Consider the following 12,411-nt stretch of genomic DNA (forward strand, 5'->3'; position numbering starts at 1 on the left):
TGGATTAATGCGCTCGGGTGAGAGTGCGCGCAGCGGGTGCTGCACGCGAAAGGATCGGCTTGGCCTGAATCAGACTGGGCTGGCCCACAAGTCGTAATCGTCGGCGTTCTCGATTTCGACCTCGACAAAGTCACCAGGCTGGGCATCAAAAAAGCCGTTCAGGTAGACCATGCCATCAATGTTTGGCGCATCCGCAGGTGAGCGTGCCACCGCACCTTCATCATCGACCTCATCAACCAGCACGGTCATGCGTTGGCCAATTTTACGCTGCAATTTACGCGCGCTGATTTCTTGTGCTTTGGCCATGAAGCGCTCCCAGCGCTGCTGCTGTATGTCTTCCGGCACATGATCAGGCAGATCGTTGGCCTTGGCGCCGTCCACTGGGCTGTATTTAAAGCAGCCAACTCGATCCAGTTCGGCCTCATCAAGCCAGTCGAGCAAGATTTGGAAGTCTTCTTCAGTTTCGCCCGGGAAGCCGACCACAAAGGTCGAACGCAACACCAGGTTAGGCACTTGTTGGCGCCAGGCCTTGATGCGCTCCAGCGTATTTTCTGCGTGTGCCGGGCGCTTCATCAATTTGAGAATGCGCGGACTGGCATGCTGAAAAGGGATGTCCAGATACGGCAGGATTTTACCCTCAGCCATCAGCGGCATGATGTCGTCGACATGCGGATAAGGGTAAACGTAGTGCAGGCGCACCCAAGCGCCTAAGTTGCCGAGCTCGTTGCACAAGTCATAGAGCTTGGTTTTGACTGGTTTGCCGTCCCAGAAGCCGGTACGGAATTTCATGTCGACGCCGTAGGCCGAGGTATCTTGCGAGATCACCAACAGCTCTTTGGTACCTGCGGCAACCAGCCGTTTGGCCTCATCTAAGACATCGCCGATCGGGCGGCTAACGTGCTTGCCACGCATATCGGGGATGATGCAGAAAGTACAGCTGTGATTGCAGCCTTCAGAGATTTTCAAATAAGAGTAATGGCGAGGCGTGAGTTTAACGCCTTGTGGCGGCACCAGGTCGGTGAAAGGGTCATGCTCTTTGGCCACCGGCGGCACCCACTGGTGCACCGCTTCCATCACTTCTTCATAGGCTTGTGGGCCTGTAACGGCCAACACATCCGGGTTTTGTTCGCGGATCAGCTCGGCGTCTTTGCCTTTGCCCATGCAGCCGGTGACGATGACTTTGCCGTTCTCATTCATCGCTTCGCGAATGGCGTCCAACGATTCTTGCTTGGCATCGTCAATAAAGCCGCAGGTGTTTACCACCACCACATCGGCGTCGTTGTAGCTGTTGACGACGTCGTAATTGTCCATACGCAGTTGCGTCAAAATGCGCTCCGAATCGACCAGCGCTTTCGGACAGCCCAGAGAGACAAACCCCACACGGCCACTGCTGTCGGCTGCCTGGGTGGAGGTTATGAGATCGGTTGGTTGGTTTTCTTTCATCGTCAGCCATCACGTTGCGGAATGGCGGCGATTATACCTGCCCTGACGCTGGCGACCAGTCATGGCTACAAAGGTCACGCACTGTGCTGGGGTGTGGCCAAATGCAGGCTCAATAGCTGGCTGAGTTGCTGAAACTCGACCGGCTTTACCAGATAGCCGTTCATGCCCGCCTGCAATGCTCGGTCAATGTCGCGCTGGTGGGCGTTGGCCGACATGGCGTAGATAGGCAGCGTGGTGTTGCCCATTTGGCGGATCAGTTGGGTGGCTTCATAGCCGTCCATGATCGGCATTTGTATGTCCATTAACACCATGTCATAGGGGTGGATATTGACCATGGCGACGGCCTCTTCGCCGTTTTCCGCCAGATCATAGTGCAGGCCTAGCTCGTCGAGCATACTGGTGGCGACAACCTGATTGATGTGGTTGTCTTCCACCACCAATACGCGCCCCTGCAGTTGCAGGCTGGGCGTATCGACCTCGGCTTCGGGCGTTACGGAGTGCCCTAACAACGCATCGATAAACTGGGCAAAAGCAGCGGGCGAGTAGGGGTGCAGCAGCACTTTAATCGGCTCTGCTATGGGCAATTGACGATGCCAAGGGTGGTCCATGATTAATCCGCATGGGCAATTGGGCGGTTGTTGTTGTTGTTGTTGTTGCAGCCAGTCTTGCAGTTGCGAGTACTGCTCCAAGCTGCTGACGTGAATTAGTGTGACAGCCGACAGCTCGGCCGAGGTGATTTCCTCTATGTCAAGAATCTGGGCTTGTTGAAACACACCGTGAGGGATCATGTCAGAATCGAACTGGCCGATCAGGTTGATGGATTTCGGTTTGGATAAACGCAAAATGGGCTCAGAGCTGTGACGTTTCAGGGGCAGACGAATGCGAAAGTGGGTGCCTTTGTGTAGGGCGGATTGCACATCGATGTGGCCATCCATTAATTCGGTTAACTGCTTAACAATGGATAGCCCCAATCCGGTACCACCATGGCGTCGACTGATGGAGCTGTCGGCTTGAGTAAAGGCGTCAAACACTCGCTCGAGTTGCTCAGGCGACATACCGATACCGGAGTCAATGACTTCAAAAATCAGAGTGTCATGCTCCGTGCTGAAACGGACATCGACGCTGCCGCTGTTGGTAAATTTGATGGCGTTATTGCCCAGATTTAGCAATATTTGATTGAGCCGCAATGGGTCGGCGTCGATGGTTTTTGGCAAGTTGGCCTCTACGTGCAAGCGCAGCGCCAGAGACTTTTCGCGGGCTTTGGGCAGCAGAGATGTAATGACATGTTCGGCTAGGTTGTTAACGTCCATCTCTACCGGGCAGATGTCCAGCTTGCCCGCCTCTATTTTAGAAAAATCCAAAATGTCATTGATGACGGCCATCATCAGCTGGCTGGAGTAAGCTGCCTTTTGTAAATAAAACCGTTGTTTTTCGGTCAGTGCCGTTTTTAAACTCAAATCAATCAAACCGATGATGCCATTCATTGGCGTGCGAATTTCATGACTCATGTTGGCCAAAAAAGCGCTTTTCATGGTGGTGGCCGTTTCCGCTTGTGCGCGTGCACTTTCCAGTTGCTCATTCATGCTGCTTAAGCGTTGATTCAGCTGCTGTGCTTGCTGCAACAAGGTGTGTGTTTGCTCATTTTTTTGGCGAAAAACCATCGCTGCTCGCGCCAGTGCTCCGATTTCATCATGGCGATGAATGTCTGTCGGTGCTTCAATTGGGTCGCCTTTGGCTAAACGATCAAAGGTCTCGGTAAGGCGCCTGATTGGCGATAAAATCATCCGCAACAGCAACCATGCCGCCAGGAGTGTTAGAGCAACGCCTGCGGTCGACGTAGCCAGGTTGGTGGTGCGAATGCGGTCGCTGCTGAGCAGCGCCTGTTGCGTAGCTGTATGCAGTTGTGCGCTGGTGTGCTCGCGTAATTGGCGGGTAATATACAAAATTTCGTTGGCAGCACCGGTCATGACAACATTGGTGAGATAAACATAGCCACGATTGATTTGCTGCAACTTCAGAAAATTCGTATGCAAGCCCTCCAATAATGGCTTCAGGTCAGTGTTGGCTGCTCTGTTAAATTGACTGGTTTGGTCAATAAAGCGCTCTGCGGCGCGGTGGTCATAGGCCACTAAATAGGATAATAAATGCCCGCGCAGTATGTCGGCCAAAGCCGCATCCGCAGCGCCTGGTTGCGACTGCAGCCGTTGCCGCAGTTGACCGAGTTGCTGTTCAATGATGACTTGTTGCAGGCTGTCTTGCTGTTCTCGGCCGTTGACCACGGCGCGAAAATGATCGCCATAATCCTGAATGTGCGCCGTCATGCGGACGATGTCAGTGCTGTGTGACTGAAACTGAACGCTGGCCTCCATTCGTTCTATTTGCGCAAATACGTCGGTCAGAATATTAAAAAAGCGGGTCGCGGCACTGTCGCTGGCGTTTTGCCGGAAAATTAATACGTTGCGTTGTAAGTCCAACACTTGGCGCTCTAAGGCGGATATTTTTTGTGCAGCATTAAATACGTCGGAGGTGTGCCGATTGGCTTGTCGCAAAGAGTGTTGACTGAACTGAGATAAGACAATTTGCACCATGAGGCTCACTACGATGGCGGCCAACAGCAGCAGGATTTGTTGCTTTAACGACATAAGAAGGCCTCAGCGTTTAGCTGCTGATAAATTCATACCATTTTTGCAAGCTGTAGTCGTAGGTGGGCATGACACTGTTCCATACCACCACATGGCTTAAGCGGCGCTGATAACTGCCGCCTCGACGTCGTTGCCCCTTGCGCACGGCGGTTTGTCCATCGGTGCCGGGTAAATTTTGGCTGGCTGGTAGGCCTTCGTACCAATAATCCCACTCTGCCTTGGATAAATACTGGCGTGAGCGCTGCGGGTTGGAAATGTAATAACCTTGACGGGCAATAAAAGCGCCAGGCCAGCCCGATAGCCACCAGTTCATATAATCATAAGCAGCTGCTTTGCTGCGTCCTTGACTGGCAGAGGATAAACACATCACGCCGTGCCAGCCGCGATACCCTTCTTTGGGAGCCGCATAAACGACGGGAACATTGCGGCTATTCAATTGTGTCACCGCCGGTGAGAACATACTTTCTAAGGTGACCCGCCCGGACGCCATAAACTCCACCGACTCAGGTACAGACGTCCAGTAGCCGCTGAAATGACCACGTCGCTTAAATTCATACAGCACGTTAAACAGGGCATCGAGCTCATCGCGGGTGATGTTGCCAATGTCGTTGAACTGCGCAAGCCCTTTGGCTTGGGCCGCTAAGGCCAGGTCAAATAAACCTATGGTCGGTGCATTTACAATGCCCACTTTGCCTTGGTGCTGACTATCCAATAACCAACCCCAACTTTCCTCGACATAGGGCTCGGCGGCAGCAATGTGGTCGGTGTTGTAACCAAAAGAGTCGACGTTGTGTACATAGGGCAAAAAACTCAGGGTATTGGAATGCTGTGAGCCGAGCTGTTGGTTGGCTTGTACGTGCAGCAAACGGTAGGGTGCATCGCCTGCACCAATGTTGGCGTCTGGGCTGAGTCGCCCGGTTTTGGTGAGGTCGTTAATTTCGTCCCAGTACCGCAGTTGGCGTTTATCAATACCTTGAATGGCACCAGAGCGCCACAATACGGGCACGCTGTTGGACCATTGCTCGTACAGGTCGAAGGCTTCTGGCTGCATCGAGGCTTTTTGCAATACCGCAGCGCTGCCGCGGGCTTCAAAACGCAGCTCAATGCCCAAATCTTGCATCGCTTGCTGGCGCAATGTTTCTTGCAGGGTTACGTGGGTTCCCAGCACTTTAACAACCGGCTTACCTTGGGTGTGGACCCAGGGGGCGCACAGGCTGGCGCCGGTCGCGCCCAACCATTGCAGCGCTGTGCGGCGGCTGAGTTTTGCCTGAGTCATGTCCAAGGCTCCAGGCTGAGATCGGCATCCACCGCATCGGTGAAGCGGTGAAAAGCCTGCTTTGCCTGCTCCAGTAAAGTTTGCGCCTCATCAGTATTTTGCTGCACCAGCGCGACTTGCAAGTGTCCCAAATAGTGACTCAGCTGCTCTGCACCCGCGTTGGCGCTGGCGCCTTTTAAGGTGTGCGCCATAGTGGCCAACTCGGCTAAGGCGCTGCTGTCTGTATCAGGGGCGATATCAGCCGTCATCAGCTGCGCGTCGGCTTTGTCGCGAAACAGTGCCAGCACGCGCGTTAGTAACGATGGGTTGTTATTCAGCCGATGTAAGGCTGCAGTTTTATTCCAATCGCTCAGTTGCTCGACGGATAGGTTTGATGGTGGGCTGGACTGCAGCGCTGCTGCCGGTTGGCTATCCAGCCATTGGGTGAGCAAATGGCGCAACTGATCGGCGGCCATGGGTTTGGCGATGTAGTCGTTCATGCCAGCGCTGATGCAGCGCTGTCGGTCTTGTGGCAGAGCGGCGGCGGTCACAGCAATAACGGGGATTTGCTCGTAGCGCTCGCCGGCTTCACCTTGGCGAATTTGCCGTGTTGCCTGATAGCCATCGAGCAAGGGCATTTGGCAGTCCATCAAGATCAGCAAATACGGATCAAAGGCTTCACTGTTGAGCAGCTTGTCGATCGCTGCGCCGCCATGAATGGCACGATCACAGCGCAGCCCCATGTCGGTTAACAGGGTTGCGATCACCTCTAGGTTAACCTCATCGTCATCGACCACCAGGATGCGCTGCTGCTGGAATCGCCGCTCTTCTGTGAGGTGGCTGTTGGCGCTCAGAATGGCCTGTGCGGGGTGGTCATCTGTGGCCTGCAAATAAGCCAACGCCAGCGCTTCTTGCGTTACTGGCAGCGGGAGTTTTATCACGCTCAAGCTGGCAGGAATCGGCTGCGCCGCTCCGGCAGGTGGGACCAGAGTGATGATGTTGGCGTGCTGTGAAGACTGCAGTGCGTCAGCGTAGTCGCGCAGGTGGTGCGCGTCGGTCAGTACGATGTGGTAATCATCGAGATCGCTGTCGCGCCTAGCAATATCGACCCGCCCGCCGCGCTGTTGAATCATGCGCATCAACACATCCGCTTGCAGGCCGTCATCGAGGCTAAGCAGCCAGCGGCTGCTGCTCAACCCGCTGTCGTCATGCAAGGGGTTTTTACTGCCGCTGGTGGCGGGGGAGGCGAGCAGTTGGAATTCAAAGCAACCGCCATGCTCCTCTCTCGGGCAGATGCGCAAATCGCCGCCCATCAATACACACAATTGGCGACTGAGGGCTAACCCTAGGCCAGGACCGCCGACGGATTCAAAGCTGACGTCTTCCAGTTCCTCAAATTGACTCAATGCACGCGTGTGTTGTTCTTCTACGCCGATGCCTGAATCGCTGACCCGTCCCTGCAAATGAATACCGTAGTCGTTGTCTTCGCTGCTGCTGATTTCCACCAGCACATAGCCGTGGCGCGTTGTTTTTATTGCATTGGCGAGCAAGTTGCCGAGCACCTGACGGATGCGGGTGGGGTCACCGCGCAAGCGGTCATGCTGTAACCGGGTGTTGTCAATCAGCAGAGTCAGGCCTTTGTCGAAGGCGCTGCTGGCGTAGTGAGTCAGTGCCGAGTGCAGGCTGGCCATCAAACTGAACTCAACCTCCTCTACGAATAGCTGCCCGGATCGCAGCTTGGAATAGTCCAGAATGTCGTCCATCAGCGCGGCAACGCTGCGCATGCTGTCGCTGGCCATGTCTAGATAGCGTTGCTGATCAGCACCCAGTCGGCTTTTCGCCAGCAAGCTGAGCACACCCTGAATGCTGTTCATGGGCGTACGGATTTCGTGGCTGATGGCGGCCAATAACCGCTCTTTGTTTTTGGTTTGGCGCCTGGCGTCGGCCAGGCTTTGTTGCACGCTGCGCAATTGTTCTTCTGTGTCGCTGAGCTGTTGCTGGTAGCGCTGTTGCAGCTGCTGAGTCAGCAGTTCTTGCTGGCTACGATCACGCGCGGTAACGGAATAGCCGGTGCACTCGCCGTGATCGGTGACAATTGGCACCACGCTGAGGTCTAGGGGGAAGGTATTGTCGGCGAATCGACCCAGGGCGCTGAAGGTGACAGAGCGGCGTTGCTGGATGGCGCGCTGTAGCGGCTCAATGTCGTCTGCGGTGCTCTCAATATTGCTCTCAACGTTGCTGTCTGCATGTTTATTAATACCCTGGTGGGAATCGTCGGCTGCGTGATCGGCGCTCAACAAGGTGCTCTGCAGGCTGCGCCCCAGCATGGTGGCTGCGCGCTGACCGAACAGCTGCTCGGTGGCACGGTTACAGCCGTTGATATGACCATGCGCATCCAACGTGATGATGGCATCCATAGAGTGGTCAACAATGGTTTGAAACTTTGCTTGCGCCGACAGCCAGCGCAGCCGCGCTGACACATAGCGCTGGTAGCCGGTCATAAATATCAGCAGCAGTGCCACCAAAATGGCGGCTGTGATCAGTGTATCGCCGCGCCGGCGCTCGACTTCACGCCATAAATCGTCTTCTGTCAGCGTGGTGCGCAATATCACATCATGCCCCAGGGCTGGTGAGCCTAGGGCTATGCGCGATTGTGTGGCGTACAGTGTGAGTGCCCCGGCATTGAACTGTCGGATGTTTGTGTTGACCTGGGTGGGTTCACCATTTAACTGTTGCCAGGAGTGCGCCTGCCCTAATTCATGAGCGAACTCGAGCTGTTGACGAGGATGCAGCAAAAACTTGCCATCCACTGTGGTAAGCACGCTGGCAAACGGCTCTTTGACCGACGCTCGCAGTTCGCTGAGCCAGGCAGTGGCGTCCAGCGTAAAGCTCAAAATCCCGAATAACTCTTGCGTGTCGGGCTGATAGACGCCCAGCGCCAGCGTCATGGCCGGCCAAATGGGGTATTCCACCTGACCTTGGCGGCGCGCGAGATGCAACGGCGACACATAAAATTGACCGGGTTTGAGTGCGCGTAAGGCTTGCAAGTCATCGGTATGGGGCTGCGACATGGAGGGTAAAACCTGCTCTGATCGGCCGGCTGCAGCCAGCGTTTGGCCGCTGATTGCGGTGTACTGAATGGAGCGGATTTCACGGTGGTTGGCCATAAAGGCAGTCAGAATTTGCTCCAGGCGTTGTTGCCATTGCTGTTGCGTGGAGCCGCTGTCGTGGTCGATGCCGGCGTTGATGGAACTGCGCACTAAGGCGGCAATAGGCGGGGTGGCGTGAATAAAGTTCAGATAATCGAATTGGCGGCGCAAATAATTTTCAAGTAGCGCTTGTCCTTGCTGTTGCTCGCTCGTCATGTCGGCGAACAAACGCTTGCGTACCTCAGTAAAGTTGTAGTGCTCCAGCCCTAGCAACATGACTCCTGCTACCACGATGGCAATGACCATGTTTTGTAAGAAACGATAGCGTGCTCCGCGGGTGCTGCTATCCGTCAGTACAGCAGAAGATGATGTGCGCATGAGTTCTCTCCCTGACCCTTGTAAACTAGTCGCCCAACCCAAGGGTGCCAGTAACTGCAGGACAACACCGTAAGTATGACCTCTATCCTGATGCTATCGGCCTACCGCAGCGATAGTCACGCACTGTGGGCCACAAGTGTGCAACACCACCTTACCGCAGATTGGCGCTGCCTAGAGTTGCCCGGTCGCCATTTTCGTTGGCGCATTCGCGGCAATCCCTTGTCTTGGTTGCCTGAGTTACATGCGTTGCTGCAGGACTGGCAGCCACAGCATATTTTGGCCACCAGCATGGTGGATCTGGCCACGATCAAAGGGCTGTTTCCAGCACTGGCGAAGGTACCCAGCAGTTATTACTTTCATGAAAACCAGTTCGCCTATCCGGTCAGTTCGGGCCAGCACCATTCCATCGATCCGCAGATGGTGCAGATGTATGGGGCCTTGGCCGCCGAGCGGTTATTGTTTAATTCGATGTTCAACCGCGATACGTTTTTAGCCGGTGTTGACGAACTGCTGCAACGGCTACCCGATCATGTTCCTGAGGGAATATCGACATTGCTGCAGCAGCGCAGTGCTTGTCTGCCGGTGCCCGTCGCACCGATTGAACGGCGCCCACATGGCGCTCGGAGCAGGCCACTACTGTTGTGGAATCATCGCTGGGAATACGACAAACGACCGGACTTATTTTTACAGCTGCTGCGACAGTTACAGCAACGTCAACAGCCTGTGGATGTGGCTTTGTTGGGTGGTCGCAGCCAGTCCGTGAACCCGGCGTTAGAGATTATCCGCCAGGAGTTTAGCGGCTGGATTGTGGTGGATGATTATCCCGATCGGTCGCAATATCTGCACTGGTTGCAGCAGGCCGATTTGGTATTCAGCTGTGCTGAGCATGAATTTCAAGGTGTCGCCATGCTAGAGGCGGTCAGTGCCGGAGCGCTGCCGGTGGTGCCGGATGCACTGTGTTATCGCGAGCAATATCCACCACAGTGCCGCTACCCAGCTGGAGACATGGCTGCGGCGGCCGAACGCATTGTTGCTTGGCAGCAATTGCCGATAGTGGACATCTCCAACTGGTTGCAGCCTGCCACCGGGGAGATGTGGCGGCAGTGGTTGGCGGCGATTCGTTAGCGGCGATTCCTTAGCAATTCTACCGGGCTGTCTTTCGACTTCATTTTCAACACCAGCACCAGCACCGATACGAGCGCCTTATCAATACGATTGCGACACCAAGATTACCCGCTGCCAATTTTGATATCGGCTCTGGTGTTGGTTTTTGTGTCGGTGCTGGCTCTAATATTACAGGCGCGCGGCAGTTGTATGACGGCCGGGTAGCTCTTGAACTCATAGAAAATGTCACACCGAGGGCGAGTGGTTTTATTCACCGCTAGTGCGGCTGCTTTGGTAGCGATAAAGCGACTCCAGCACCTTGCCCAATGATTCGTCGATTACATCTAACGAATGGCTGCGACTTTGTAATCGTTCCGACGTGCGATGTGCCAGATGCATCAGTTTTTTCTCCTGATCTTCATCCAAGCCAAGACTAAATAGCATCGACTCCAGCTCTTCCACCATGGCCATCACTTCCTGGCGAATATTGTGCGTCTGCTGGCTCGCTTCGTGACCGGCGTGTTGGATGGTGCTTTCCGTCATTTTAATAATCTCATCGAGCATTTGTTTGCGCTCTATCGCCAGCCGCTCTTCGGCTTCCAATAATTGCACTTGGCCAGATGCGATGTCGGCCAAGATGGCTAGATGATCTTTTAATCGGCCGTAACGATTTTCATCGCTCAACGGCATGTTTTTAATCAGCACCACCACCTGTGGAGTGTGAATGATGGTGCGGATGCCATGGTGGGTGATGCCTTTGTCATGATTGCGGAATTTGCCCAACAGCTGCCCGGCCAAGTCATCCACGGCGCAGCCCACGACAACCGGCTCGTGGGTATTAATCAGCACACAGGCACTTAACTGAAACGAGGCGGCGCTGGTCATAATGGCCGCAGCCAACGACTCTGCGGTGCGAATTTGCTGAGTTTGGCGCACAAATTCAATGATGTTGCCAAGTTCTGAGCTGTTGGTCATTGCCTCCATGGCCACTTGCATGGCCTGGCCGGCTTGTTCCTTGGTGTGTTTGTGGTGCTCGGCTTGCTGCAGTTTTTCGATCATCATCTGCAACAATTTTTGGCCATCGACAGGCTTGGTGATATAGCCATCGGCGCCTGCTTCAAAGCCTTGTAAGCGCTCTTCGGTGGTGTCTTTGGCGGATACAAAAATCACCGGAATCATTTGTGTCGCCGGGTCGGACTTCAGTGTCACACAGACTTCATAACCAGATTTGCCAGGCATCACAACGTCCAACAAAATGATGTCTGGCGGCTGTTGTGTCGTTATGGTTAAGCAGGCATCGCCGCTGTCGGCCTCGATGACCTCATAGGTGTCTTCCAGTAGGGCGCTTAATACCATTCGGTTGTCGGCAGCATCATCAACAATTAATACTAGAGCCATGGTTTTTGCTTCCGTCTGCAGTCGATATAAATACTTACTGTTTGCCGGGCACCGCTGGGTCTAACCCCTACAATGAAGCGGTGGCGACAATGGGCATGCCTGAACAAATGCACCGCGCCAAGGCGGGCAAGTTAGCCTGCGCATACCCGATTACGACCTTGCTGCTTTGCCTGATACAAGGCATCGTCGGCGCGTTTCAGTAGCGAGCCTAAAGAATCGTCTTTTTTTACGCTGGTGGCACCAATGCTAATGGTGATGGGCGTACCAGCCGGATTTAATTGCTCTACAGCGTGCAGCAACTGTTGCGCCTTATCCATCATGTGCCCATCGGGACAGGGATCAAGCACTACCAAAAATTCCTCTCCGCCAAGGCGTGCGACCAAATCTTCGGTGCGAAAATAACTGCACAAAAAGGTACCCAGCGAGGTTAATACGTCGTCGCCTTGTTGATGGCCCAGCTCGTCATTAATGCGTTTGAAATGATCAATGTCGATCATTAGGGCCGCCATTTGATAGCCATGGCGATGGCAGCGCGATAAACGTTGGCCGATGTGTTCCATCAAATAATGCCGGTTGTACAAGCCGGTCAACTGATCACGCATGGCCAGCTGTGCTAGTCGGTCTCGCTGGCGCTTCAGTGTGATGTGTGTATTGACGCGGGCCTTCACGATGGCTGGTCGAATGGGCTTAAAAATATAATCGACGGCGCCCAGCTCAAGGCCGCGCTCCTCCGATGCCAGGCTGGTGTGACCGGAGACAAAAATAATCGGAATATCGGCGGTGGCGTCAGTGTCTTTTAATTGTTGGCACACATCAAAGCCATTCATGCCAGGCATTTCGATGTCCAATAAAATCAGGTCTGGGTGAAAACGGCGCGCCAGCTCCAGGCATTGCTCACCGTTGTTGGCGACTTTGAGCTGAAACTGTTCATGTAAGCAAGCAGCCAGTGCTTGAATATTCTCTGGAGAATCGTCTGCCAGCAAAACCGTCATTTGCTCGTCGCCGGAGGCCGCAGGGCTTAATGGATTGAGTGTGCCCATGT

The 12,411-nt window shown here is 54.3% G+C and carries 7 protein-coding genes; 1 reads left to right on the plus strand and 6 read right to left on the minus strand.

Translation table 11 applies throughout. From position 1 onward, the window contains the following. Positions 1–69: 69 nt before the first annotated feature. The 4 genes from rimO to CHH28_RS13060 all read right to left on the minus strand — a co-directional run bounded on the left by rimO (position 70) and on the right by CHH28_RS13060 (position 8,867). The gene (gene rimO / locus CHH28_RS13045; protein ID WP_094060723.1) at positions 70–1,443 is read right to left on the minus strand and encodes a 30S ribosomal protein S12 methylthiotransferase RimO; all 1,374 of its coding nucleotides are present in this window, start codon (positions 1,441–1,443) and stop codon (positions 70–72) included. A gap of 74 nt (positions 1,444–1,517) precedes the next feature. Next, entirely contained in the window at positions 1,518–4,085 is a 2,568-nt protein-coding gene (locus CHH28_RS13050) for a hybrid sensor histidine kinase/response regulator (RefSeq protein ID WP_094060724.1), read from the minus strand. Between the two features lie 16 nt (positions 4,086–4,101). Beyond that, positions 4,102–5,361 (minus strand): ABC transporter substrate-binding protein, encoded by a 1,260-nt coding sequence (locus tag CHH28_RS13055; protein WP_094060725.1) that lies wholly within the window; start codon positions 5,359–5,361, stop codon positions 4,102–4,104. Continuing rightward, the gene (locus CHH28_RS13060; RefSeq protein ID WP_094060726.1) at positions 5,358–8,867 is read right to left on the minus strand and encodes a response regulator; all 3,510 of its coding nucleotides are present in this window, start codon (positions 8,865–8,867) and stop codon (positions 5,358–5,360) included. The genes CHH28_RS13055 and CHH28_RS13060 overlap by 4 nt, the downstream gene beginning before the upstream one ends. Before the next feature lie 75 nt (positions 8,868–8,942). On the opposite strand from CHH28_RS13060, the gene CHH28_RS13065 reads away from it, so the two are divergent. Then, complete coding sequence (locus tag CHH28_RS13065; protein ID WP_094060727.1) at positions 8,943–9,992, plus strand: tRNA-queuosine alpha-mannosyltransferase domain-containing protein; 1,050 nt, start codon at positions 8,943–8,945, stop codon at positions 9,990–9,992. Between the two features lie 246 nt (positions 9,993–10,238). On the opposite strand, the gene CHH28_RS13070 is transcribed toward CHH28_RS13065, so the two are convergent. Both CHH28_RS13070 and CHH28_RS13075 read right to left on the minus strand, forming a co-directional pair. Further along, entirely contained in the window at positions 10,239–11,369 is a 1,131-nt protein-coding gene (locus CHH28_RS13070; protein ID WP_094060728.1) for a response regulator, read from the minus strand. Between the two features lie 131 nt (positions 11,370–11,500). Continuing rightward, a complete protein-coding gene (locus CHH28_RS13075; protein ID WP_094060729.1) occupies positions 11,501–12,409 on the minus strand; it encodes a diguanylate cyclase in 909 nt (302 codons plus the stop codon). Positions 12,410–12,411: the final 2 nt, after the last annotated feature.

The sequence above is a fragment of the Bacterioplanes sanyensis genome, assembly GCF_002237535.1.
Lineage (GTDB): Bacteria > Pseudomonadota > Gammaproteobacteria > Pseudomonadales > Oceanobacteraceae > Bacterioplanes > Bacterioplanes sanyensis_A.